A 22,400-nucleotide genomic window follows, 5' to 3' on the forward strand; every position below is an offset into this window, starting at 1 on the left:
GAAAGCCACCCTGTGATCTCCACCCTGAAATCGGCCCTCGAAAACAAGCGCCTCGGTGCGCTGCCGGCGCTGCCAGCAGCACTGCGCAACAAGCTCGCGCCGCTGCTGCTGCTCGCGCTGGCGATCACCGCCGCCGTCACGCTGTACCAGTGGCGCGACCAGGCCAGCTACAAGCCGCTGTTCGGCGCGCACGAAAAGGTCGCCGCCAGCGACATGATGGGCGTGCTCGACGCCGAACACATCCCCTACCGGCTGCACCCCGAAAGCGGCCAGGTGCTGGTGCCGGCAAGCAGCCTGGGCAAGGCCCGCATGCTGCTGGCCGCCAAGGGCGTGACCGCGCAGCTGCCGGCCGGCCTGGAACTGATGGACCACAACGACCCGCTCGGCGTGTCGCAGTTCGTGCAGGACGTGCGCTTCCGGCGCGGCCTGGAGGGCGAGCTGGCGCAGAGCATCCTGACGCTGGACGCGATCGCCAGCGCGCGCGTGCACCTGGCGATCGCCCGCTCCAGCTCCTTCGTGGCGAGCGATGGCGAGAAGTCCTCGGCCTCGGTCGTGGTCGCGGTCAAGCCGGGCCGCACGCTCACCAACGAGCAGATCGCGGCGATCGTCAACATGGTCGCTGGCAGCGTGGCCAACCTGTCGCCGTCGCGCGTGTCGCTGGTGGACCAGGCCGGCAACTTCCTTTCCTCGCGCGTGGACCTGGCCGACGGCTTCGATGCCGCCAGCTCGGGCGAGAACACCGACAAGCGCGTCACCGACGGCGTGCGCGCCAACGTCAACGAGCTGCTCGGGCCGGTGCTGGGCGCGAACAACTACAAGGTCTCGGTCACCGCCGACATCGACAACGACAAGGTCGAAGAGACCCAGGAAAAATACGGCGCCGACCCCAAGATCACCAGCGAAGCGATGCGCGAGGAGCTGGAGAAGAGCCGCGTGGCGATGGGCGTGCCCGGCACGCTGTCGAATCGCCCGCCGCAGGTCGACACCACCAAGCCGGAAGACCCGAACAAGCCGAACGACGACGGCAGCGCGCGCAAGAACGCGAGCACCCGCCAGTTCGCGTATGACCGCTCGATCACCCAGATCAAGAAGAGCCGCGGGCGCCTGCGCAAGCTGTCCGTGGCGGTGGTGCTGAACGACGCCGCGCCGGGCGCGCCCAAGGGCGGCTGGAACGCCACCGAACTGGCGCGCATCGACAAGATCCTGCGCGGCGGGCTTGGCATCGACGCGGCACGCGGCGACGTGCTGGCCGTGTCCAGCCTGCGCTTCCCGGCGCCGCCGGCCCCCGAACCGTGGTGGCAGGAGCGCGACACGGTGGTCGATGCCAGCGGCTGGGCCGCGTGGGCGGTCGGGCTGCTGCTCGCGTGGCTGGCGCTGGTGCGCCCGCTGCTGCGCCTGCTCAACCATCGTTTCGGCCCGCAGCCGCCGGCGAAGATCGCGCCTGCCGCGCTGCCCGGCACGACCGCAGCCGCGGCCGCAGCGGGCACCCCCGCCCTCGCGGCGGGCGACGCAAAGCAGATGCCGGTGGTGCCGCTGCTGGAGAACTATGACCTGCCGCCGGCCGGATCGGCCGTGGACGTGATGGTCGACCACCTCAAGGTCCTGGCCGGCAAAGAGCCGGAACGCGTGGCCGAAGTGGTCAAACAATGGGTACAGAAGAAAAATGGCCGAAGCGAACCCCAACAACAGTAATTCCCCGCTCCAGCCGAACGAGGCCGGCTTGTCCCCGGTCGAGCAGGCGGCGATCGTGCTGCTGTCGATCGGCGAGGAGCAGGCTGCCGCCGTGCTGCGCTGCCTCGAGCGCGAGGAGCTGCTCGAACTGACCCAGGTGATGAGCCGGATGAGCGGCATCAAGGTGGACACGGTGCGCGTCTCGCTGCAGAACTTCTTCGACGACTACCGCCAGCAGAGCGGCCTGCACGGCGCCTCGCGCAGCTACCTGAAACGCTCGCTCGACCTGGCCCTGGGCAGCGACATCGCCAACAGCGTGCTGAACACGATCTACGGCGACGCGATCCGCCCGATGACCGCGCGCCTGCAGTACGCCTCGCCCAAGTGGCTGGCCGAATTCGTGATGCGCGAGCACGTGCAGATGCAGGCCGTGTTCCTGGCCTTCCTGCCGCCGGCGCTGGCCGGCCAGATCCTGGAAAGCCTGCCGGGCGACGGCCGCGAGCTGGTGCTGCTGCACCTGGCGCGGCTGGACGAGATCGACCGCGACCTGCTCGGCGAGCTGGAGGACCTGGTGGCGCGCTGCCTGGCCGCGCTCGATTCGCAAAGCGCGAGCGTGGACGGCGTGCACCAGGTCGCCGAGATCCTCAACCGCCTGCCGGGCAACCGCGCCGCGATGGTCGAGTTGATCCGCGCCCACGATCCGGACGTGTGCAGCAAAATCGAGATGTCGATGTACGACTTCTACATCCTGTCGCGCCAGTCCGAACAGACCATCACGCGCCTGCTCGACGAAGTGCCGCTCGACCAGTGGGCGATCGCGCTCAAGGGCGCCGAGCCGGCGCTGCGCGACGCGATCCTGAATGCCATGCCGCGCCGCCAGGCCCAGAGCTTCGACGAGCTGATGCGCCGCTCCGGCCCGGTGCCGCTGTCGCGCATCGAGCAAACCCGCAAGGACATCATGGGCGTGGTCAAGGAGCTGTCCGAGGCCGGCCAGATCGAAGTGCAGCTGTACGACGAGGCCACCGCCGAATGAAACACTTCCGTCCCTACCACTTCCCGCCGCTCGCGCAGTTCGGCGCCGCCCTCGAAGACGGCGCGCCGGCCCTGCCCGACCAGGACTGGCAGGGCGCGCTCGCCGACGGCTACCGCCAGGGCCAGCGCGACGGCTACGATGCCGGTTTCGAGCAGGGCCTGACCGAAGGCCGGCAGGCCGGCCACGCGCAAGGCATGGCAGCCGGGCTGGCCCAGGGCACCGAGCAGGCGCGCGAACAGGCCAGCGCCCAGTTCGAGCAGGCCGCCAAGCCGGTCGATGCCATGCTCCGCACGCTCAAGAAGCTGCGCGCCGACCTCAAGGCTGCGCAGCGCAAGGAAGTGGTGGACCTGGTCGGCAAGATCGCGCGGCAGGTGATCCGCGCCGAGCTCGCGTTGCAGCCGGTGCAACTGCTCGCGCTGGTGGACGAAGCACTGGCCGCCATGCCGCCCACCCGCGACGCGGTCGAGGTATTCCTCAATCCCGAAGAGCTCAAGCGCGTGACCGAGCTCGATCCCAAGCGCGCCAAGAAATGGACCCTGATGGCCGACCCGTCGCTGGAGCCGGGCGAGTGCCGCGTGCGCGCCGGCGACCATGAGGTCGATGCCGGCTGCCAGGGCCGGCTTGCCGCCTGCATGGAACAGGTCGCCGAAAAACTGCAGGCCGCCGCCAACGGCGAGGAGGCCGCGGCATGATGGAGCTGGCCGAGACCCTGCGCCTGCTGGACATCGGCGAAGTGCCGGTCGCGACGCCGACCGGCCGCCTGGTCGGCGCGCGCGGGCTGCTGCTCGAGAGCGTCGGCTGCAAGCTGCACACCGGACAGCGCTGCCGCGTCGAGACGGTCGACGGCGGCTGGCTCGACGCCCAGGTGGTGGGCTTTCGCGACAAGGTCTCCTATCTCATGCCGTTCAAGAAGGCCGAGGGCCTGGCCACCGGCGCCCGCGTGCTGCCGGCGCCGCCGGCGCGCGGCCCGCTCATCGGCCCGGAATGGCTGGGACGCATGGTCAACGGGCTGGGCGAGCCGATCGACGCTCTGGGCCGGCTGGGCGGCGACACGCAGCTGGCGATGACGCCGCCGCACGTGAACCCGCTGCGCAAGCACCCGGTGGACCAGCCGCTGGATGTGGGCGTACGCGCGATCAACGGCATGCTCACGCTCGGCCGCGGCCAGCGCGTCGGCCTGATGGCCGGCAGCGGCGTGGGCAAGAGCGTGCTGCTCGGCCTGATCACGCGCCAGACCGTGGCCGACGTGATCGTGGTCGGCCTGATCGGCGAGCGCAACCGCGAGGTGCGCGAATTCGTCGAGCGCTCGCTCGGCACCGAAGGCCTCAAGCGCGCGGTGCTGGTGGTGGCCCCGGCCGACGAATCGCCGCTCATGCGCGTGCGCGCGACCGAACTGTGCCACGCGGTGGCGGCGCACTACCGCGACCGCGGCCAGCACGTGCTGATGCTGGTCGATTCGCTCACCCGCTACGCAATGGCGCTGCGCGAAGTGGCGCTGTCGCTGGGCGAGCCGCCGGCCACGCGCGGCTATCCGCCGTCGGTGTTCTCCACCCTGCCCCAGCTGGTCGAGTCGGCCGGCAACGGCGAGGGCGAAGCCGGCAGCATGAGCGCGATCTACACCGTGCTGGCCGAAGGCGACGACCAGCAGGATCCGGTGGTGGACACCGCGCGCGCGATCCTCGACGGCCACATCGTGCTCAGCCGCGAGCTGGCCGAGCGCGGCCACTACCCGGCGATCGACGTGGCCGCCTCGATCAGCCGCTGCATGGCGCAGGTGGTCGCACCGGCGCATGCCGAAGCCGCGCGCAAGCTCAAGGCCAGCATGGCGCGCCATGCGCGCGTGCGCGACCTGATCCCGCTGGGCGCCTATGTGGCCGGCGCCGATCCCGAGACCGACCGCGCGGTCAACCTGCATCCGAAGATCGAAGCATTCCTGTGCCAGGGCACGCGCGAAGCCGCGCCGCTGGCGCAGTGCGTGCAGCAGCTGGAGGTATTGATGGCATGAGCAGGCAAGCGACGATCGACAGCCTTGACCTTTTGGTGCGCGTGCGCGCCAGCGAGGTGGACCGCATCCAGGCCGACCTGGCCCGCCAGGAAGCCACGCGCGGCCGCTACCAGGCCAACCTGGACCGGCTCCATGCGCTGGTGGAAGGCAGCGGCGCGTCCGGCGCGCTGTCGCCGGCGCTGGCCCTGAACTGCGGGCAGTACAAGCAGGCCGTGTTCGCGCTGGCGGACAGCCACCGCACCGACCTGCACCTGCACGAAGCGAACATGCAGGTCGCCCAGCGCGAGCTGGCCCACGCATGGACGCGGCGCGAGGTGCTGGGCATGGTGCTGGACCGGCACCAGGGCGCCGCCGACCGCGAACGCGATCGCGCGCTGCGCAAGCGCGAAGACGAAACCGCCACCCAGGCGTGGCTGGCAGGACGGGCATAACGCCCGGTTAGAACGAAGAGGAGCATGAGATGACGATCAACAGCCCGACCTACGACCCGGCCAGCACCGCGACGGCCCTGGCGCAGAAGTTCACCGCGCCGACCCAGGACATGCTGACCGCGCAGACCAAGGACGCGCAGGCGACCACCAAGGCGCTGTCCGACCTGGGCCTGGCCATCGGCGCCTTCCAGACCAGCCTGTCGTCGCTGACGGGCCTGAACAAGACCCTGTTCGCGCAATCGGCGGTGATGTCCGACACCTCGCTCGGCACGGCCACCGCGACCGCCACCGCCGGCACTGGCACATTCAGCTTCTTCGTCGAGCAGATCGCCACCTCGACCCAGGTCGCCTACGACAACCTGAGCAACGACGGCCTGGCCGGCGGCTCGGTCGCGATCAGCATCGGCGGCACGCCCTTCACGGTCAGCCTGGCAGGGGCCGACACCAGCAAGGACGGCAAGATGAGCGTGGCCGAACTGGCGGCGGCGATCAACAAAGCCTCCGCCAACGCCGGGCGCGTGCAGGCGGCGGTGGTGACCATCGCCGGCGTGCCCAAGCTCACGCTGACCTCGACCGCCACCGGCACCGGCCACGCGATCACGCTGGACGCGTCGGGCATGACCGCCAGCACGCTCAAGACCAAGCTGACCGATCCGCTCAACTTCAGCACCACGGTCACCGGCCAGAACGCGGTCGCCTACCTGGGCGACGCCTCCGGCCCCAGGATCGAGCAGGCATCGAACACCTTCACCAACTACGACGGCCTGAGCGTCACGTTCACCAAGGCGCAGGCCGCCGGCGCGACGCCGGTCACGGTGACCGTCAGCCCCGACAGCGGCAAGACCAGCAAGAACGTCCAGGACTTCGTGGATGCCTACAACACGCTGAAGAAGGCCATCGACGGCCTGCTCGACACCGGCGACGCCGCCAAGAAGAAGGCGCCCGGCACGTTTGCGCATGACTCGGGCATTCGCGCGCTGCGCGACCGCCTGGTCGCACTGATGCGCCCGACGGTCGGCGCCTCGCTCGCCAGCTACGGGATCATCGCGACCAAGGAGGGCACGCTGGCCGTCGACTCGACCCGCCTGTCCAACCAGCTGGCCAGGGACCCGAACGGGCTGGACGCGCTGATCGGCAAGGCCACGGCCAACACCAGCACCCGCAGCGGCATCGCGGGCGCGCTGCAGACCTTCCTGGAAAAGTGGAGCGACTCGACCAGCGGCCAGCTCAAGATGCGCAGCGACGCCAACGACAAGCTGCAAAAAAGCCTGACCGTACGCCAGACCGCACTCGACGCCCAGTACGACGCGGCCTACCAGCGCTACCTGCTGCAGTTCACCCAGCTGCAGACGCTGCAGAGCACCATGAACTCGAACTCGTCGATGTTCGACGCCCTGTTCGGCGACAAATCGAAGTAAGGACCCGAAGCACATGGCCTACACAGACGCCTACAGCGACTACCACGCAGTCAACCTCGATGCGCAGACCGCGCGCGCCTCCCCGGTGGAGCTGGTGCTGCTGCTCACCGACGGGCTGCTCGACGAGCTGGCCCGCGCGCGCGCGCACATCGTGCACAAGCGCTACGAGCAGAAGGCGAAGAGCATCGACAAGTGCGTGGAGATCATCCATGGCCTGTCCAGCTCCCTGGACCTGGAGCACGGCGGCGAAGTCGTCGCCAACCTGGCCAACCTGTACGACTTCTGCGCCCAACACCTGAACGGGGCGGGCATCAAGCTCGACCCGGCGATGGTGGACGAAGTGGTGCGCATCCTGACCACGATCCGCCAGGGCTGGCAGGGTGTCCAGGCGCGCCATGGATAGGAGCGAAGCGATGCGCGCGCTGGGCGACGAGCTGGCGGCGGCCGCCACGGCATCCGACTGGGATCGCCTGCGGGTGGCGGCGCGCGCGCTGCCGTCCGCGCTGCGCGAGCTGGCCGGGCGCGGGCCGCTCACCGCGCGCGAGCGCGAGGCCCTGGCCTGGCTGCGCAGCGCCTACGAACAGGCGCAAGGCGCATGCGCGCGCGCCGCGCACGACCTGGAGCTGCGGCTGGACGACATGCGCAACAACAAGGAAGGCTGGATCGCCTACGCCCTCGGCGGCGACAACGACCCGGCCGTGGAACAACCATGAATCTCACGATCACCAACCTCCCTCCTGCCGGCCCTGCCGATACCGCCGCCGTTGTGCAGGCGGCCGATGGTGCTGCCATGCCGCCGGCCGGGCTGCCGCCAGCGGCAGGATTTTCCCAGTGGCTGGACGACCTGGCCGCCGCGCTGCCGCTCGACGCGGCCGGCACCGGCGCGGACGATGCCGCGCCGGACGCGCCGCACGCTGGCGACCAAGCCGATGCCTGCACCGACCCCGCGCAGGACGCAGCCGCGGTGCCGCAGCAGCCCATGCCCTCGCTGGCGGCGATGGCCATGCCGCTCGTCCCGGCGGGCACGCTCGCCCCGGCCGCGGCCCCGCTCCCGCTCGCGCAGCCGGGCGAAGCGGGAGGCACCGCCGACATGCCGGTGCAAGCGACCGCGCAGCAAGCCGCGACGCGCGCAGCCATGGCGGCGGGAGCGGTCCCCATGGTGACTCCCGCGCCGCTGGCCAGTCCCGCCGCCGTTGACGAATCCTTGCGCGCGAACGACGCGCCGCCGCACGCGGCCCAGGCCACGGATGGCGCCGATGCCACGCAACTGCCGGCCGCGCCGCGTAACGCCGTGCCTGCCGCCGCAAGCGAACGCAATGCCGCCGGCGACAGCCCGGCGCCGGCAGCCGCCGGCACGGCCCCCGGCTGGGGCGTCGCCGCACCGTCCGCCAACAACGCACCCACGTCCGGGCCGGCACCGGTCGTGCTGGCCGGCCAGCCGGCCGCATGGCGCCAGGCACTGCACGAGGCGCTCGGCGAGCGCCTGCGCGTCCAGGCCGGCAACAACATCGAACAGGCGGTGATTCGCCTTGAACCGCCCGACCTGGGGCGCGTGGATATCTCGATCCGCCACAGCGCCGGCACGCTGCAGGTGGCGCTCTCCGCGACCCACAGCGAGGTCGTGCGCCAGCTGCAAAACGTCAGCGACAACCTGCGCAACGACCTGGCTGGCCGCCAGTACGCCGAGGTGACGGTGAGCGTCTCGCAAACGCCGCGCGCCCAGCAAGGCGGCTTTGCCGGCTTTGGCGACCAGCAGCAACGGCAGCGCCAGGGCGGGCGCGAACCGGAGGACGCCGCACCCGGCCTGGCCCTGGCCGACGCCGGCGGCGACAACGCTTTTTCCCTGAAGGGGCGCGAGTAAAACAAGATGAAGATGTCGATCAAATCCATATTCGCCTTCGCCGGCGTCGCCCTGTTGAGCGGCGCGCTGGCCGCTGGCGCGATGTGGCGATTCAGCCAGCCGGCCACCGCGCGCGCGCCGTTGGCCAAGAAAACCGAGACCGTCAAGCGGGCCAACCGCTATGTCACGCTCGACAAGGTGATCGTGATGCTGCGGCGCGGCCCGCGCGACACCGGCCCGCACTACCTGGCCGCCGACCTCGTGCTGGCGACCACGGACGAGAAGGAACGCACCACCAAGGAACACCTGCCGATGCTGCGCAGCGTCGCCGTGCGCGCGCTGTCGGGCTATGCCATGCCGGCCGCCGCCGAGATGACCGTCGAGCAGTACGCCGAGCAGCTGAACAAGACCTTCGAGGCCAGCTACGCCAAGGACAAGGCCGACAAGCCGTTTTCCGAAGTCATGATCAGCAAGCTGATCATCGAATAAGCGTCTGGTGCGCCCGTGAGCTACCTCGCCGACTACCTCGATCCCGCCAGCGCCGCCGGCTATGCCGAGGCCGCGGCCATGGACGCGCGCGAGGAGCAGCGCCACCTGCTGGCCTATGCGCCACTGGTCAAGCGCATCGTGCGGCAGCTGAACGCACAGGTGTCGGGCGCGATGTCGCGCGAGGACATGGAGCAGATCGGCTTGATGGGCCTCCTGGAGGCGCTGCGCCGCTACGGCCAGCCCGACACCGGCTTTGGCAGCTACGCCAGCCTGCGCGTGCGCGGCGCGATCCTCGACGAGCTGCGCCGCCAGGACTGGCGTCCGCGCGCGGTGCGCCAGGACAGCCACCGGCTGCGCGACGAGCTGCGCGCGCTCACGCGCCGCCTCGGGCGCGAGCCGTCGGCGCAGGAGGCGGCCGACGCGCTCGGGATCAGCCACGAAGACTTCTACCAGCACCAGCTCGACGACTGCGCCGGGGAGCTGCTCAGTTTCGACGAGGTGGTGCAGGAGGCGGCCGAGCGCGCCCACAGTGCCCCAGGCCCGGAGGAACAGCTCCTGGTGCGGCGCAGCCTGGAGCAGGCGCTGGGCGCGCTGACCGAACGCGAGCAGCGCGTGATCCAGATGATTTACGAGTTCGAGCTGAGCTACAAGGAAATCGCGGCGGTGCTGGACTTGTCCGACGCGCGCGTCTGCCAGCTCAACAAGAGTGCGCTGGCCAAGATGAAGGCGGCACTGCAGGCCGCATAAAAAAGAACGATAAAAACAATTAGTCCAATAACCTGAAAGAGAAGCGGAAAGGCGTCCAAATGCAGCAAATCCTCGGTATTTTCATTGTGCTCGGCTGCGTGTTCGGCGGCTTCGCGATCATGGGCGGCACCGTGAACACGATCTGGCAACCGATCGAGCTGCTCATCATCGCCGGCGCCGCCTGCGGCGCGCTGGTGCTGGGCAACCCGCGCCACGTGCTGTCCGAGATGATGACCCAATTCCGCAAGATCATCTTCCGCAAGAAGCAGGGCCCGGAATTCCAGCGCCAGCTGCTGCTGCTGATGTACGAACTGCTGCAGACCGCCGCCGGCGGCCTGAAGGCGCTCGACGCCCACGTCGAGGCGCCGCGCGAGTCCAGCCTGTTCCAGCGCTATCCGCTGATCCTGCGGGAGCCCAAGCTGCTCAACTTCATCGTCGATAACTTCCGCCTGATGGCCATGGGGAAGATCAACGCCCACGAGCTCGAAGGCGTGCTGGAACAGGAGCTGGACGCAATCCACGAGGAGCTGATGCAGCCGTCCAAATCGCTCGCGCGCGTGGCCGAGGCAATGCCCGGATTCGGCATCCTGGCCGCGGTGCTTGGCATCGTGCTGGCCATGCATTCGGTGTCCGACGGCGCCGACGCCGGCGAGATCGCCGAGCGCGTCGGGTCGGCCATGATCGGCACCTTCATCGGCATCTTCTTCTGCTACGGCGTCATGGACCCGATCAGCAACATGATGAAGCAGCTGGTGAACGAGGAAGCCTCGACGCTGGAATGCGTGAAGGTGGTGCTGGTCACCCACGTGGCCGGCAAGCCGGCCCTGCTGGCGATCGACGCCGGCCGCCGCCTGGTGCAGCTGAACATCAAGCCCAGCTTCGCCCAGCTGGAGGCGTGGATCACCGCGATGGGCATGGAAGACCAGTCGCAGAACAAACGGCGCCGCACCAGCGACCGCATGATGGGGGCCGAAAGTGCTTAAAGCGCACGACAAGGAAGAGCAGGCCATCGTCAAGCGCGCCAGCAAGCGCGCGCACGACGACGACCATGGCGGCGCGTGGAAGGTCGCGTTCGCCGACTTCTGCCTCGCGCTCACCGCGCTGTTCCTGGTGCTGTGGCTGATGGCCGCGCGCCAGCAGGAGTCGCTGGCGCGGATCGTGCGCGACGCCACCACCAGCGGCCAGATCGGCGGCGACGGCATCAAGCCCGACATCGCCAACAGCCCGAACGGCAGCCTGATCGAGCGCTTCCCGCTGGCGCACGAAGGCGCCGGCCCGAACGTGGGCGCGCGCGTGAGCTACGACTCGCCGCAGGAGCTGGCCAAGCTGTCGCAGGCGCTCACCCAGATGAGCCAGGAGGCCGGTCTGGCCGCGAACCTGTCGGCCGTCGTGACGCCGTTCGGCCTGCGCGTCATGCTGCACGACACGGACCGCCAGGGCATGTTCATGCGCGGCAGCCCGCTGCCCACGCCGCGCTTTGCGCGCCTGCTGCGCAAGATGGCCCCGCTGTTCGAACACATGGAAAACCAGATGCTGATCGTCGGCCATACCGATTCGGTGCAGTACGCCGACGCCGGCCACGGCGCCTACTCGAACTGGACGCTGTCCACCAACCGCGGCCTGGCTGCGCGTTCCGAGCTGCTGGACGGCGGCATGCGCAAGGAAAGCGTGCTGCAGGTGGTGGGCATGGCCGACCGCGCGCCGCTGGACGCGGCCAACACCAAGGCCGACGCCAACCGGCGCATCGAACTCTTGATCCTGACGCGCGCGCAGGCCGCCACCGTGGCCGCGATGTTCGGCGCCCCGGGCGCGAAGGCGCCGCAGCGCGACGCGCGCGCCGACGAACGCGACGCCGCCGAGATCGAGACGCTGCGCCGCCAGCTGGCGAAATAACCATGACGATCCAACCGAAATCACGAGGAGCACGCATGAAGATCACCGGCGCCCCTGCCCCTTCCGTCCCGCTCGCGCCGCCGCCCGAGACGCCGGCCGGCGCCCTCCCGGCTGCCGCCGGCCCAGCCGCTGCCGCCGCGCCGCTGCAATCCGACACGCTGGCGCCGGCCATGGACGCGCTGCGCGCCATGCCCGAGATCGACCACGCCCGCGTGGCCGAACTGCGCGACGCACTGGCCAAGGGCGAACTGCCGTTCGACCCGGCGCGCCTGGCCGGCCTGATCGAGCGTTTCCACGGCAAGCAGCGATGAGCCGCATGACCCGCGACCAGGCCCAGGCCCAGCTGGCAGGCGACGTGCGCGCCGACCTGGCAGCCGTCGGCGCCATGCTCGAACTGCTCGACCGCCAGTTCGCGGCCGCGCTGCACCACAAGAGCGCCGAACTGGCCGCACTGACCGCCGAGCTGGCGCCGGCGCTCGATGCGATGGAAGCGCGCCGCGTGCGCCGCTTGTCGCTGGTGCGCGCGCTGCATGGCCCTGCAGCGGCCATGGCCGACCTGATCGCGGCCCTGCCGCCCACCGCGCAAACCGCGCTGGCGGCCGACTGGGCCGAACTGGAACGGCGCGTACGCGCCTGCAAGGAAGCCACCGCGCGCAACACCGCACTGATGACCGAGCAGTTCAGCGTGATGCAGCGGGTGCTGCACGGCGAGGAGCAGATCTATGCGCCACGTTGAATTTTCGACCGCGCCGCTGCCCGCGCTCGCGCCAACCCGTCCCACGCCCCCGCTGGGCGGCGGCGCCGGTTTCGGGCGCGTGTTCAGCGAGGTCCAGGGCGAGGTGGCCGATTTCATCAAGAACGGCGACCCGGCCGGCTTCGCGCAGCCGTCGCTTACGCCAAGCGCCCGCATGCTGCGCGCGCGCGTTGACGCCGCCGCTGCAAGCGCCGACACGCCGGGCCAGCAGGAATTCATCGACAGTATTGCGCCATGGGCGCGCGAGGCCGGCGAGATGCTGGGCGTGTCCCCCGCCCTGGTGTCCGCCCACGCCGCGCTCGAATCGGGCTGGGGCCAGCGGCCGCTGAAGGCGCAGGACGGCGCCAGCAGCCACAACCTGTTCGGCATCAAGGCCGGCGCCGGCTGGAACGGCGCGGTCGCGCAATCGGAAACCACCGAGTACGTCCACGGCGCCGCCCTCAAGACCAGCGCGGCCTTTCGCGCCTATCCCGACCAGGCCAGCGCCTTCCGCGACTACGCTCAGCTGCTGCTGGAGAACCCGCGCTTTCGCGGCGCGCTTGGCGCCGGCAACGATGCGCGTGCCTTTGCGGAAGGGCTGGCCAAGGGCGGCTACGCGACCGACCCGCATTACGCGGCCAAGCTGCAAAGCGTGGCCGCCCGCCTGCAGGGAGTCAGCGGGTGATGCGGCCGTCCACCGGTTCCACGGTGCCGGCCCCGGTCACGCGCATGCGCACGACCTGGCCGCTGGCGTTGTTACGCACGCGCACCGACGCGCCGCGCGCCCCGCTGTCGAGCGCTTCGCCGCTGGTGCTGACTTCGACCTGGTCGCGCCGCGCCACCATGGTCACCTGGTCGCCGCGCTTGACCAGCACGGGCGCCGCCAGCTGCCCCGCGCGCAGCACGTCGCCGGGCCTCAGCGCCCGGCGGCTGGTCTGGCCCACGGCCGTCTCGGGCGCGCCGATCGCGTCGGGAATGAGCGTAACGTCGCGCCGTTCGAGCGCCACCGCCGCGTCGGTCAAGGGTTCGCCCGGCGCGACCGCGCTGGCCGCCACTGCCACCACGGCCGAGACGTGCGCGCGCACCACGTATTCGTACCGCCAGCCGCCCGCCACCGGGCAGCTCACGGCAAAGCGCATGCGCGCGAGCTGGCGCGTGTCCAGCGGTTCGATCGCCAAAGGCTGCGCGCACGGCGCGGCAGCGCGCGTGGTCGCCACCTCGACCTGGACCTGCGGCTCGGACAACGCGGCCGATTCGAGCTGGCGCGCGAGCACGTCGCGCGCGGCCTGTTCGACCTGCGCAGCGACGGTGGCCGCCGATGCCGGCCCGGCCAGCACGAGCGCCGCCAGCACGGCATGGCGCAAGACACGGGAAGCTTTCATCGAAGAGTACCTGGGAAAAGAAAAATCCCATTCTAACAATCACCCTGCAGTTTTTGCGACGGAGGTTCGACATGACGATTAATTTCAAGGACGCGCTTGGGGTGCACGCCGACGCGCTCGAGCTGCGCGCCGAGCGCACCCGGGTGCTGGCCGCGAACATCGCCAACGAGAGCACGCCCGGCTACACCGCGCGCGACCTCGACTTCGGGGCGATGCTCGCGGCGCGCACCGCCGAGGAACAGGGTGAGCTGCCGCTCACCGAGGCCGGCCCCCAGTACCGCGTGCCGTTCCACCCCAGCGCCGACGGCAACACAGTCGAAATCGGCGTCGAGCAAGCGGCGTTCTCGCAGAACGCTTCCGACTTCCAGACCAGCCTCACCTTCATCAACATGCAGTTGAAGGGCCTGGCCAAAGCAATCAACGGACAATGACCATGGGCTTCAAGGACATCTCCCAAATCGCCGGATCGGCAATGGCGGCGCAATCGGTGCGCCTGAACACGATCGCCAGCAACCTGGCCAACGCGGACTCCGCCGCCGGATCCGAGAACGCGGCCTACCGGGCAAGGAAGCCCGTGTTCGCCACCGTGATGAACAGCGGCGCCGGCGGACAGGTGCAGGTGGTGGACGTGGTGTCGAGCGCGGACCCGGTGCGCCAGACCTACGAGCCGGGCAACCCGCTTGCCAATGCCGAGGGCATGGTGTTCTACCCCAACGTGAACCAGGTCTCCGAAATGGCGGACATGATGTCGGCCTCGCGCGCGTTCGAGACCAACGTCGAGGTGCTGGGCCGGATCAAGTCGATGCAGAACGCGCTGCTCAAACTCGGGGAGGGCTGACCCATGCAGACCAGTTCCACCAACCTGTTCAACAAGAACACGGCGGGCGCCGCGAGCGACAAGGTCGCCACCAGCGCGCCGTCCAACGAGAACCGCGACATGTTCACCAAGCTGCTGGTGGCGCAGATCCGCAACCAGGACCCGCTGTCGCCGAGCGACCCGACGCAGTTCGTCAACCAGCTGTCGCAGCTGTCGCAGACCGAGGCGCTGCAGAGCCTTGCGCAGACCAACAGCACCAGCGCCAGCCTGCTGCAAAGCCTGCAGGTGCTGGCGATGGGCGCCCAGGTCGGCTCGCAGGTGAGCGTGGCCACCGGCACGGTGCGCCTTGACGGCGACAAGGTGTCCGGCAGCGTGATGCTGTCCGCGGGCAGCGCCGCAACCAAGTTGGTGCTCACCGGCGCGGACGGCGCCGCGCACGAGATCGCGCTGCCCCCGCACGGCCCCGGCGCCCTGCCCTTCACCATCGACCCGGCGGCGCTGGGACTGGCGGCTGGCTCCTACACGCTGCAGGCCCTGGCGGCCGACGGCACCGCTCCACAGGTCGAGGTCACCGGTCGCCTCGACAGCGTGCGCATGTCCGCCTCCGGCGGGGTGCTGCTGCAAGTGGCGAATATTGGCGAGATCGATCCGTCCGCCATCACCGGTTTCAACGGCAAGGCGGGCGCAGCCCAGGTTGCCGCCCTCACTCCTACCAACTGAAAGGGAACTGACATGAGTTTCGATATCGCCCTGTCCGGCATCCAGGCCATCAACGAGCAGCTCGAGACCGTCTCGAACAACATCGCCAACTCCGGCACGTACGGCTTCAAGGCCAGCCGCGCCAACTTCTCGTCGCTGTACGCCGGCGAGCAGGCCAACGGCGTGGAGATCGGTTCCCGGACCCAGAACATCGGCCTGAACGGCGGCGTGCAGACCACCGGGCGCGCCATGGACGCGATGATCGCCGGCCGCGGCTTCTTCGTGGCGCGCGACCCGCAGGGCCTGATGAACTACAGCCGCGTCGGCATCTTCTCGGTCGACAAGCACGGCTACGTGGTGGACTCGGGCAACCGCCGCGTGCAGGGCTACGGCGCCACCGGCGGCGGCGCGCTCGGCGTGCTGGGCGACCTGTCGGTGCCGACCGGCCAGATCCCGGCGGTCGCCACCACCAAGATCTCCTACGTCGGCAACCTGTCCGCCGACTGGACCGTGCCCGCCACCGCATTCGACTCCAGCGATTCGGCCACCTACAACATGGTCAAGCAGTCGGTGGTGTTCGACTCGCTCGGCACCCAGCACACGGTGTCGCAGTACTTCGTCAAGAATGCCGCGGCCAACAAGGTCGACGTGTATTACTCGATGGACGGCGCCGCCGTGAAGGCCGCCACGTCCACCCCGACGTCGATCGCATTCGATGCCAAGGGCCAGCTGGCCACCAGCCCCACCATCACCACGCTGACCCTCACGCCGACCAACGGCGCGGCCGCGCAGACCTTCAGCATCGATTACAGCGGCACCACCCAGTTCGCCGGCCAGGCGCTCACGACCACCAACAGCAGCAACGGCTACGCCTCGGGCGCCTTCGTCGGCGTCGAGCTGGCGAACGACGGTTCGGTGGTCGCCAAGTACAGCAACGAGCAGCAGCAGGTGATCGGCGTGCTGGCGGTGGCCACCTTCCCGGACGAAGGCGCGCTCACCCAGGTCAGCGACACCAGCTGGGTCGCCAACGACCGCTCGGGCCTGGCGCTGTACGAACGCCCGGGCGTGGGCCTGGCGGGCAAGCTCAATACCGGCGCGCTGGAAGGATCGAACGTGGACATCACTTCCGAACTGGTGGGCCTGATGACTTCGCAGCGCAACTACCAGGCCAACTCGAAGGTGATCAGCACCGAGAGCGCCATGATGCAAGCCCTGATGCAGGCGATGTGATCACGCGAGGACCGCGATGGACAAACTGATTTATACCGCCGTCAGCGGCGCCGAGCGCGTGATGCGCGCCGAGCGGGTGCACGCGAACAACCTGGCCAACATGGACACCACCGGTTTTCGCGCCAACTTCGAGCTGGCCACCTCGGCCGCGCTGATGAACGGCTACGGCCAGGGCTACGACGACCGCCACATGGCCAAGATCGAAGCGGACAGCATCAACACGCGCGCCGGCAGCGTGCGCGAGACCGGGCGCGCGCTCGACGTGGCGCTGGACGGCAAGGGCTACCTGGCGGTGCAGTTCGGCGACGGCGAAGCCTACACCCGCGCCGGCAACATCGAGATCGACGCCAACGGCGCGCTGTCGGTGCAGGGCCGCGCGCTGCTGGGCGAAGGCGGCCCGATCGTGCTGCCGGCGCACACCGCGGTCGAGATCGCGCGCGACGGCACCATCTCGGTCAAGACCGAAGGCTCGAACCAGCTGCAGGTGGTGGACCGCCTGCGCATCGTGAACGGCGAAGCGAGCCAGCTCACCAAGAACGAGGCGGGCCTGGTCGTGCTGCGTGGCGGCGGCCAGCTCGACGCCGACCCGGCGCTCACGGTCAGGAGCCGCGCGCTCGAAGGCAGCAACGTGTCGGCCGTCGAAGAGATGGTGGCCACCATGAGCCTGACGCGCCAGTTCGAGATGCAGATGAAGCTGTTCAAGGCCAGCGACGACATGAACGAAACGGGCAACCGCCTGCTGGGCGCTTGAGCCCCAACCCGAGGAGAGAACCATGAATCCAGCAATGTGGATCAGCAAGACCGGCGTGCAAGCGCAAGACGCCAAGCTGCAGGCGATCGCCAACAACCTGGCCAACGTGAACACGGTCGGCTTCAAGCGCGACCGCGTCGTGTTCGAAGACCTGTTCTACCAGGTGGACCAGCAGCCGGGCGCGCAAAGCGCGGACAACACCGTCAGCTCCGGCGTCCAGCTCGGCAACGGCACGCGCGTGGTCGGCACCCAGAAGGTGTTCTCCAACGGCAGCGTGCAGACCACCAGCCAGCCGCTGGACGTAGCCATCATGGGCAACGGCTTCCTGCAGGTGCGCCGCCCGGACGGCCAGAACGCCTACACCCGCGCCGGCCAGCTGCAAGTGGAGGCCAACGGCACCCTGGTCAACGCCCAGGGCCTGCCGCTGGTCCCGCAAATCACGGTGCCGAACAACGCCACCTCGCTCACCATCGGCGAAAACGGCATGGTCTCGGCCACCGTGCCCGGCACCACCACCCCGGTCGAACTGGGGACGATCAACCTGGCCACCTTCGTCAACCCGGCCGGCCTGTTGGCGCTGGGCGAGAACCTGTTCCAGGAAACCCCGGCATCGGGCACGCCCAACGAAGGCCGTCCGGGCGAAGGCGCGTTCGGCAAGATCAAGCAGGGCGCGCTGGAAGGCTCCAACGTGCAGGTGGTCGAGGAGATGGTGGACATGATCGCGGCCCAGCGCACCTACGAGATGAACACCAAGGTGCTGTCCGCGGCCGACAACATGCTGCAGTACCTGGCGCAGGCGGCACGCTGATGAAACGCCTGGCCCTGTGCGTCGTGGCGCTGCTGGCGGGCTGCGCCTCGCGCGTTCCGCTCAACACCCCGGCCGCGGAAGACCCGCTGCTGCCGCACGCCGCGCCCGTGCGCACCGGCGTGTCCGGCGGCGTTTTCAATGCCGACGCGGTGCCGCTCACCTCCGACAGCCGCGCGTTCCGGGTCGGCGACATCGTCACCGTGATCCTCGAGGAGACCACCCAGGCCAGCAAGAAGGCCGGCACCAGCTTCTCCAAAGGATCGGACGTGAACGTGGCGCCGCTCAAGGCGCTCGGCAAGACGTACAACAAGACGGCGCTCTCGGCCTCGGCCGACCGCAGCTTCGCGGGCGACGCCACCAGCACCCAGCAGAACGCGCTGTCCGGCGCGCTCACCGTGGTCGTGCAGGAGGTGCTGCCCAACGGCCTGCTGCGCGTGGCCGGCGAAAAGACGCTGCTGCTCAACCAGGGCGAGGAGTTCCTGCGCCTGAAGGGCTACCTGCGCGCGGCCGACATCAATGCCGACAACCAGGTCTCGTCGCTGCGCGTGGCCAACGCCCGCATCGCCTACTCCGCCCAGGGCGCGCTGGCCGACGCCAACACCCCCGGCTGGCTGACGCGCTTCTTCACCGGCCCCCTGATGCCGTTCTGAGGTCAACATGAATCGATTTACGCGACCGCTCGCCGCCTTCTGCATCGCCTTCGCACTCGCTCTGCCGGCCCACGCCGCGCAGGCGCTGCGCAACCTGGTCAGCGTCGAAGGCGTGCGCGAGAACCCGCTGGTCGGCTACGGCCTGGTGGTGGGCCTGAACGGCAGCGGCGACTCCACCCAGGTCAAGTACGCCAGCCAGTCGGTGGTCAACATGCTCAAGCAGTTCGGCGTCAAGCTGCCCGAGGGCGAGGACGCGCGCAACAAGAACGTGGCGGCCGTGATGGTGTCCGCCGTGTTCCCGCCGGGGTACCGCCGCGGCCAGAGCATCGACGTGACCGTGTCCTCGCTGGGCGACGCCAAGAGCCTGCGCGGCGGCACCCTGCTGCTGACCCAGCTGCGCGCGGCCGACAACGAGGTGTACGCGCTGGCACAGGGCAACCTGGTGGTCGGCGGCCTGGCCGCGTCCGGCCGCAGCGGCTCGTCGGTGACGGTCAACACGCCGACCGGCGGGCGCATCCCGAACGGCGCCCTCATCGAGCGCGAGATCCCGACCGACTTCTCGACCCGCCCGCAAGTGCTGCTGCGCCTGCGCCACCCGAACTTCGACACCGCGACCAACGTGGTGCAGGCCATCAACCAGCGCTACGGCCCGATCGCCACCACCACCGACGGCACCAGCGTGTCGGTGGTCGCCCCCGACAACCCGACCGAGCGCGTGGCCTTTGTCGCGCGCCTGGAGAACATGCCGGTGGAAGCCGGGGTCGAGGTGCCGAAGGTGGTGTTCAACTCGCGCACCGGCACCGTGGTCATCGCCGAAGGCCTGCGCGTGAAGGCGGCCGCGGTCACCCACGGCGCGCTCAAGGTCATCATCAGCGAGAGCACGGCGGTGAGCCAGCCCGGCCCGTTCTCCAACGGCCAGACCACCAGCTCCCCGGTGTCCAAGGTCTCGGTGGACCAGGGGCACGCGCAGATGTTCAAGTGGCCCGAGGGCGCCAAGCTGCAGGCCATCATCGATACCGTCAACAGCCTGGGGGCCTCGCCCGACGACATCATGGCCATCCTGCAGGCGCTCGACCAGGCCGGCGCCATTGAAGGGGAACTGGTGGTGATATGAACCTGACCGACAAGACAATCGAGAACGCGCTACCCGCGCAGCATAACGGCGACGAACCGGTGGCGCCAAGCGCGCCCGATCCGGCCTACGTCGCCAAGGCGACAAAGGCCGCGGTGGAATTCGAGAGCTTCTTCATCTCGCACATGCTGCACCAGATGCGTTCGACCACCAAGGAGCTCGCGCCCGAGGACAGCGTGTTTCGCGACCGCGTCAACAGCGACATGCTGGACATGGCCGACGACCTGCTGGCCGGGAAAATGGCCGGCCAGCGCGCCTTTGGCATCGCCGACGCCATCCTGCGCCAACTTTTGCCGCGCAAGGCTTAATGTTTTTGCCAAACCGGTCGCCTTTCCCTAGTGGACGCCGCACCGTGAAAGAACTGCCATGACAATCATGAACAACGCGCTCTCCGGAGCGCTTGCTTCCCAGGTCGCCCTGTCGGCCACGAGCCAGAACATCGCCAACCTGCAGACCAAGGGCTACACCCGCCAGGCCGCGCTGCTCGCGGCCATCGGCGGCAGCAACGCGCGCGACGCCGGCAACGGGGTGGCGGTGTCGCAGCTGATGCGCTTCTCGGACGGCTACAAGAGCCAGCAGATGTGGCGCGCCGCGTCCAGCGTGGGCCAGTTCTCGCAGAGCCAGCCCTACCTCACCCAGCTCGAGCGGGTGATGGGCGACGACTCGGCCAGCCTGTCGGCCGGTATCGACAAGTTCTTCGCCGCGCTCAACGCGGTGGCCGGGGTGGACCCGACTTCCAGCGCCCTGCGCGGCCAGGTGCTCACCGCGGCCGGGCTGATGGCCCAGCGCTTCAACAACCTGAACAACGTATTCAACTCGCAGCTGCAGTCGGTGGTCCAGCAGCGCACCGCGATCGTGGACTCGGCCAACTCGGCGATCGCCGAAATCGCCAGCCTGAACCTGCGCATCACGCACGCTGCCTCCACCGGCGCCAGCGCATCGAGCCTGATCGACGCGCGCGACCAGGCCATCGACCGCCTGGCCAGCCAGATGGCGCTCGAGGTCAGCGACCAGCCGGACGGCACCCGCAACATCTCGCTCGTCACCGGCGAATCGCTGGTCATCGGCGGGGTTGGCGGCAAGCTGGCGGCCAGCGGCGGCGTCACGTCGGCGCAGTCGTTCTCGCTCAGCTTCGCGTCCTCCACCTTCAACGTCAACACGGCGGTCCTCGGCGGCCAGCTCGGCGGGCTGACCACCTTCGAGCACAACGTGCTGGCCCCGCTGCAGCAGGGCGTGGCCGACCTGGCGCGCCAGCTGTCGGACAAGGTCAACACCACGCTCTCGGCCGGCTACACGATGAGCGGGGCCACGCCCGGCAAGCCGCTGTTCGTGTTCAACCCCGGCAGCACCTCGGCCATGCTGCAGGTGGCGCCGGGCTTCCAGGCCGCGGACCTTGCGTTTTCGAAGGACGGCAACCCGGGCGACACCGGCAACCTGCAGGAACTGCTCACGCTCAAAGGCGCGCCGATCAGCGTCACCGGCCTGGGCACAGTCCTGGTGGGCGACGCCGACACCCAGCTGGTCGGCAAGCTGGGCGTGGACAGCCAGCAGAACCAGTCCTCGCTCACCACCGCCGAGACGGTGCGCACGCAGGCCGAGCAGGACTGGCAATCGACCAGCGCGGTCAACCAGGACGAGGAAGCGGTCAACCTGGTCGAGTACCAGAAGATGTACCAGGCGAACATGAAGGTCATGTCGGTCGCGAATGCCCTGTTCGACGCCACCTTGCAGATGATGGGCTAAAGGAGCACCCGATGCGTATCGCCAGCACCCAGTACCAAGCGATCATGAACCAGTCGCTGCAGTTCAACCAGGACAAGCTCTCGCGCCTGACGCAGCAGATGGCGTCCGGCCAGCGCGTGATGCTGCCCTCGGACGACCCGGTGGACAACGTGCGCCTGTCGCGCCTGCAGCGCGAGGAGTCGGCCTTCACCCAGTACCGCGACAACATCGCGGCGGTGCAGATCCGCCTGTCCAAGAACGAAGGCTACCTGCAGAACATGATTAACGACATGATGGGCGGCCGCGACCTGCTGGTGTGGGCGAGCGACGGCGGCAACGCCCCGGCCGACCTGCAGGCGATGATCCAGCCGCTGGAGGCGCTGCGCGACAGCCTGTTCTACAACGCCAACACGATCGACCAGGAAGGCCGCTACGTCTTTTCCGGTACCGCCACGGCGACGGCGCCGATGGCGTACGATAAGACGCAGCTCCCCGGCGCGCGCTACAGCTTCGTCGGCAACACCAATGCGCAATCGGTCGTGGTCGGCAATGGCATCACCCAGGTGGCGAACGAAAACCTGAAAGGGCTGGAGAACCTGCTCAACCAGCTCGACAAGACCATCGCGACGATCTCCGCGCCCACGGTGGACGTGAACGATCCGGCCACCCGCGCCATCGTCACGGCCAACCTGTCCGGCTTCGACGACACCATGGAGCTCCTGGCCAGCAAGATCGCCGTCATGGGCGGCACCCAGAACATCCTCAAGACGCTGGACGCCAACCACGCCAACGTGAGCCTGTCGAACCAGAACGCGATCAACGAGATCGGCCAGCTCGACATGGCGCAGGCCGCGACGGAGCTGAACGGCTACCAGACCGCGCTCCAGGCGACCTACAAGGCCTACGCCAAGATCGGCAACCTGACGCTGTTCGCTGAACTCTGACCGGC

At 69.2% G+C, this 22,400-nt stretch carries 28 protein-coding genes; 27 read left to right on the plus strand and 1 reads right to left on the minus strand.

The features are described from left to right. The first annotated feature begins 12 nt into the window (after positions 1-12). From fliF to NX774_RS13355, 16 genes are read left to right on the plus strand one after another with little or no spacing between them, the layout of a single operon-like run. The gene (gene fliF, locus NX774_RS13280; RefSeq protein WP_258822646.1) at positions 13-1,692 is read left to right on the plus strand and encodes a flagellar basal-body MS-ring/collar protein FliF; all 1,680 of its coding nucleotides are present in this window, start codon (positions 13-15) and stop codon (positions 1,690-1,692) included. Further along, positions 1,664-2,704, plus strand: a complete 1,041-nt coding sequence (locus NX774_RS13285; protein WP_258822647.1) for a FliG C-terminal domain-containing protein — start codon at positions 1,664-1,666, stop codon at positions 2,702-2,704. Before fliF ends, NX774_RS13285 begins: the two co-directional genes overlap by 29 nt. Further along, a complete protein-coding gene (gene fliH, locus NX774_RS13290; protein ID WP_258822648.1) occupies positions 2,701-3,396 on the plus strand; it encodes a flagellar assembly protein FliH in 696 nt (231 codons plus the stop codon). The genes NX774_RS13285 and fliH overlap by 4 nt, the downstream gene beginning before the upstream one ends. Further along, complete coding sequence (gene fliI / locus NX774_RS13295) at positions 3,393-4,709, plus strand: flagellar protein export ATPase FliI (RefSeq protein ID WP_258822649.1); 1,317 nt, start codon at positions 3,393-3,395, stop codon at positions 4,707-4,709. The genes fliH and fliI overlap by 4 nt, the downstream gene beginning before the upstream one ends. Further along, positions 4,706-5,140, plus strand: a complete 435-nt coding sequence (locus NX774_RS13300) for a flagellar export protein FliJ (protein ID WP_258822650.1) — start codon at positions 4,706-4,708, stop codon at positions 5,138-5,140. The genes fliI and NX774_RS13300 overlap by 4 nt, the downstream gene beginning before the upstream one ends. A gap of 29 nt (positions 5,141-5,169) precedes the next feature. Further along, positions 5,170-6,558, plus strand: a complete 1,389-nt coding sequence (gene fliD / locus NX774_RS13305; protein WP_258822651.1) for a flagellar filament capping protein FliD — start codon at positions 5,170-5,172, stop codon at positions 6,556-6,558. A gap of 13 nt (positions 6,559-6,571) precedes the next feature. Continuing rightward, the gene (fliS, locus tag NX774_RS13310; protein ID WP_258822652.1) at positions 6,572-6,961 is read left to right on the plus strand and encodes a flagellar export chaperone FliS; all 390 of its coding nucleotides are present in this window, start codon (positions 6,572-6,574) and stop codon (positions 6,959-6,961) included. Next, positions 6,954-7,271, plus strand: a complete 318-nt coding sequence (locus NX774_RS13315) for a hypothetical protein (protein WP_258822653.1) — start codon at positions 6,954-6,956, stop codon at positions 7,269-7,271. Before fliS ends, NX774_RS13315 begins: the two co-directional genes overlap by 8 nt. Then, a complete protein-coding gene (locus NX774_RS13320) occupies positions 7,268-8,419 on the plus strand; it encodes a flagellar hook-length control protein FliK (RefSeq protein ID WP_258822654.1) in 1,152 nt (383 codons plus the stop codon). The genes NX774_RS13315 and NX774_RS13320 overlap by 4 nt, the downstream gene beginning before the upstream one ends. A gap of 12 nt (positions 8,420-8,431) precedes the next feature. After that, positions 8,432-8,887 (plus strand): flagellar basal body-associated FliL family protein, encoded by a 456-nt coding sequence (locus tag NX774_RS13325; RefSeq protein ID WP_307731209.1) that lies wholly within the window; start codon positions 8,432-8,434, stop codon positions 8,885-8,887. Between the two features lie 15 nt (positions 8,888-8,902). Continuing rightward, positions 8,903-9,634 (plus strand): FliA/WhiG family RNA polymerase sigma factor, encoded by a 732-nt coding sequence (locus tag NX774_RS13330; protein WP_258822656.1) that lies wholly within the window; start codon positions 8,903-8,905, stop codon positions 9,632-9,634. A 59-nt stretch (positions 9,635-9,693) separates the two neighbouring features. Continuing rightward, positions 9,694-10,617 carry a flagellar motor stator protein MotA gene (motA, locus tag NX774_RS13335; RefSeq protein WP_258822657.1) on the plus strand — a complete coding sequence of 308 codons (924 nt, stop codon included), beginning with the start codon at positions 9,694-9,696 and terminating at the stop codon, positions 10,615-10,617. Further along, positions 10,610-11,527 (plus strand): flagellar motor protein MotB, encoded by a 918-nt coding sequence (locus NX774_RS23485; protein ID WP_258822658.1) that lies wholly within the window; start codon positions 10,610-10,612, stop codon positions 11,525-11,527. The genes motA and NX774_RS23485 overlap by 8 nt, the downstream gene beginning before the upstream one ends. Before the next feature lie 35 nt (positions 11,528-11,562). Then, positions 11,563-11,838: a flagellar biosynthesis anti-sigma factor FlgM gene (locus tag NX774_RS13345; RefSeq protein ID WP_258822659.1), complete on the plus strand. Its 276-nt coding sequence runs from the start codon at positions 11,563-11,565 to the stop codon at positions 11,836-11,838. After that, the gene (gene flgN, locus NX774_RS13350) at positions 11,835-12,263 is read left to right on the plus strand and encodes a flagellar export chaperone FlgN (RefSeq protein WP_258822660.1); all 429 of its coding nucleotides are present in this window, start codon (positions 11,835-11,837) and stop codon (positions 12,261-12,263) included. Before NX774_RS13345 ends, flgN begins: the two co-directional genes overlap by 4 nt. Further along, positions 12,250-12,945: a glycoside hydrolase family 73 protein gene (locus NX774_RS13355; RefSeq protein WP_258822661.1), complete on the plus strand. Its 696-nt coding sequence runs from the start codon at positions 12,250-12,252 to the stop codon at positions 12,943-12,945. The genes flgN and NX774_RS13355 overlap by 14 nt, the downstream gene beginning before the upstream one ends. Here the strand turns inward: NX774_RS13355 and flgA are convergent. Next, positions 12,935-13,642 carry a flagellar basal body P-ring formation chaperone FlgA gene (flgA, locus tag NX774_RS13360; RefSeq protein WP_258822662.1) on the minus strand — a complete coding sequence of 236 codons (708 nt, stop codon included), beginning with the start codon at positions 13,640-13,642 and terminating at the stop codon, positions 12,935-12,937. The two genes, NX774_RS13355 and flgA, sit on opposite strands and share 11 nt — an antisense overlap. 71 nt (positions 13,643-13,713) lie before the next feature. On the opposite strand from flgA, the gene flgB reads away from it, so the two are divergent. The 11 genes from flgB to flgL are packed head-to-tail and all read left to right on the plus strand — an operon-like array spanning position 13,714 to position 22,395. Next, entirely contained in the window at positions 13,714-14,073 is a 360-nt protein-coding gene (flgB, locus tag NX774_RS13365) for a flagellar basal body rod protein FlgB (protein ID WP_258822663.1), read from the plus strand. A 2-nt stretch (positions 14,074-14,075) separates the two neighbouring features. Further along, positions 14,076-14,480, plus strand: coding sequence for a flagellar basal body rod protein FlgC (gene flgC / locus NX774_RS13370; protein ID WP_258822664.1), 405 nt, complete (start codon positions 14,076-14,078; stop codon positions 14,478-14,480). A gap of 3 nt (positions 14,481-14,483) precedes the next feature. Next, entirely contained in the window at positions 14,484-15,179 is a 696-nt protein-coding gene (locus tag NX774_RS13375) for a flagellar hook capping FlgD N-terminal domain-containing protein (protein ID WP_258822665.1), read from the plus strand. Between the two features lie 12 nt (positions 15,180-15,191). Beyond that, positions 15,192-16,388, plus strand: coding sequence for a flagellar hook protein FlgE (locus tag NX774_RS13380; RefSeq protein WP_258822666.1), 1,197 nt, complete (start codon positions 15,192-15,194; stop codon positions 16,386-16,388). Positions 16,389-16,404: 16 nt separating this feature from the next. Further along, positions 16,405-17,139 (plus strand): flagellar basal body rod protein FlgF, encoded by a 735-nt coding sequence (locus tag NX774_RS13385; protein ID WP_258822667.1) that lies wholly within the window; start codon positions 16,405-16,407, stop codon positions 17,137-17,139. Positions 17,140-17,161: 22 nt separating this feature from the next. After that, positions 17,162-17,947, plus strand: a complete 786-nt coding sequence (gene flgG, locus NX774_RS13390) for a flagellar basal-body rod protein FlgG (RefSeq protein WP_258822668.1) — start codon at positions 17,162-17,164, stop codon at positions 17,945-17,947. After that, positions 17,947-18,597 (plus strand): flagellar basal body L-ring protein FlgH, encoded by a 651-nt coding sequence (gene flgH / locus NX774_RS13395; RefSeq protein ID WP_258822669.1) that lies wholly within the window; start codon positions 17,947-17,949, stop codon positions 18,595-18,597. Before flgG ends, flgH begins: the two co-directional genes overlap by 1 nt. Before the next feature lie 7 nt (positions 18,598-18,604). Further along, positions 18,605-19,711 (plus strand): flagellar basal body P-ring protein FlgI, encoded by a 1,107-nt coding sequence (locus NX774_RS13400; RefSeq protein WP_258822670.1) that lies wholly within the window; start codon positions 18,605-18,607, stop codon positions 19,709-19,711. Beyond that, entirely contained in the window at positions 19,708-20,037 is a 330-nt protein-coding gene (locus NX774_RS13405; protein WP_258822671.1) for a rod-binding protein, read from the plus strand. Before NX774_RS13400 ends, NX774_RS13405 begins: the two co-directional genes overlap by 4 nt. Before the next feature lie 58 nt (positions 20,038-20,095). Further along, a complete protein-coding gene (flgK, locus tag NX774_RS13410; protein WP_258822672.1) occupies positions 20,096-21,472 on the plus strand; it encodes a flagellar hook-associated protein FlgK in 1,377 nt (458 codons plus the stop codon). 11 nt (positions 21,473-21,483) lie between these two features. Then, a complete protein-coding gene (gene flgL, locus NX774_RS13415; RefSeq protein WP_258822673.1) occupies positions 21,484-22,395 on the plus strand; it encodes a flagellar hook-associated protein FlgL in 912 nt (303 codons plus the stop codon). Positions 22,396-22,400 lie beyond the last annotated feature (5 nt).

It is taken from the genome of Massilia agilis (genome assembly GCF_024756255.1).
GTDB lineage: Bacteria > Pseudomonadota > Gammaproteobacteria > Burkholderiales > Burkholderiaceae_D > Telluria > Telluria agilis.

Excerpts from the sequence above, each read along its gene's own strand:
- NX774_RS13285 (WP_258822647.1), top strand. The coding sequence starts at position 1,664 with ATGGCCGAAGCGAACCCCAACAACAGTAATTCCCCGCTCCAGCCGAAC.
- fliH (WP_258822648.1), top strand. The coding sequence starts at position 2,701 with ATGAAACACTTCCGTCCCTACCACTTCCCGCCGCTCGCGCAGTTCGGC.
- fliI (WP_258822649.1), top strand. The coding sequence starts at position 3,393 with ATGATGGAGCTGGCCGAGACCCTGCGCCTGCTGGACATCGGCGAAGTG.
- NX774_RS13300 (WP_258822650.1), top strand. The coding sequence starts at position 4,706 with ATGAGCAGGCAAGCGACGATCGACAGCCTTGACCTTTTGGTGCGCGTG.
- fliD (WP_258822651.1), top strand. The coding sequence starts at position 5,170 with ATGACGATCAACAGCCCGACCTACGACCCGGCCAGCACCGCGACGGCC.
- fliS (WP_258822652.1), top strand. The coding sequence starts at position 6,572 with ATGGCCTACACAGACGCCTACAGCGACTACCACGCAGTCAACCTCGAT.
- NX774_RS13315 (WP_258822653.1), top strand. The coding sequence starts at position 6,954 with ATGGATAGGAGCGAAGCGATGCGCGCGCTGGGCGACGAGCTGGCGGCG.
- NX774_RS13320 (WP_258822654.1), top strand. The coding sequence starts at position 7,268 with ATGAATCTCACGATCACCAACCTCCCTCCTGCCGGCCCTGCCGATACC.
- NX774_RS13325 (WP_307731209.1), top strand. The coding sequence starts at position 8,432 with ATGTCGATCAAATCCATATTCGCCTTCGCCGGCGTCGCCCTGTTGAGC.
- motA (WP_258822657.1), top strand. The coding sequence starts at position 9,694 with ATGCAGCAAATCCTCGGTATTTTCATTGTGCTCGGCTGCGTGTTCGGC.
- NX774_RS13345 (WP_258822659.1), top strand. The coding sequence starts at position 11,563 with ATGAAGATCACCGGCGCCCCTGCCCCTTCCGTCCCGCTCGCGCCGCCG.
- flgN (WP_258822660.1), top strand. The coding sequence starts at position 11,835 with ATGAGCCGCATGACCCGCGACCAGGCCCAGGCCCAGCTGGCAGGCGAC.
- NX774_RS13355 (WP_258822661.1), top strand. The coding sequence starts at position 12,250 with ATGCGCCACGTTGAATTTTCGACCGCGCCGCTGCCCGCGCTCGCGCCA.
- flgA (WP_258822662.1), bottom strand. The coding sequence starts at position 13,642 with ATGAAAGCTTCCCGTGTCTTGCGCCATGCCGTGCTGGCGGCGCTCGTG.
- flgB (WP_258822663.1), top strand. The coding sequence starts at position 13,714 with ATGACGATTAATTTCAAGGACGCGCTTGGGGTGCACGCCGACGCGCTC.
- flgC (WP_258822664.1), top strand. The coding sequence starts at position 14,076 with ATGGGCTTCAAGGACATCTCCCAAATCGCCGGATCGGCAATGGCGGCG.
- NX774_RS13375 (WP_258822665.1), top strand. The coding sequence starts at position 14,484 with ATGCAGACCAGTTCCACCAACCTGTTCAACAAGAACACGGCGGGCGCC.
- NX774_RS13380 (WP_258822666.1), top strand. The coding sequence starts at position 15,192 with ATGAGTTTCGATATCGCCCTGTCCGGCATCCAGGCCATCAACGAGCAG.
- NX774_RS13385 (WP_258822667.1), top strand. The coding sequence starts at position 16,405 with ATGGACAAACTGATTTATACCGCCGTCAGCGGCGCCGAGCGCGTGATG.
- flgG (WP_258822668.1), top strand. The coding sequence starts at position 17,162 with ATGAATCCAGCAATGTGGATCAGCAAGACCGGCGTGCAAGCGCAAGAC.
- flgH (WP_258822669.1), top strand. The coding sequence starts at position 17,947 with ATGAAACGCCTGGCCCTGTGCGTCGTGGCGCTGCTGGCGGGCTGCGCC.
- NX774_RS13400 (WP_258822670.1), top strand. The coding sequence starts at position 18,605 with ATGAATCGATTTACGCGACCGCTCGCCGCCTTCTGCATCGCCTTCGCA.
- NX774_RS13405 (WP_258822671.1), top strand. The coding sequence starts at position 19,708 with ATGAACCTGACCGACAAGACAATCGAGAACGCGCTACCCGCGCAGCAT.
- flgK (WP_258822672.1), top strand. The coding sequence starts at position 20,096 with ATGACAATCATGAACAACGCGCTCTCCGGAGCGCTTGCTTCCCAGGTC.
- flgL (WP_258822673.1), top strand. The coding sequence starts at position 21,484 with ATGCGTATCGCCAGCACCCAGTACCAAGCGATCATGAACCAGTCGCTG.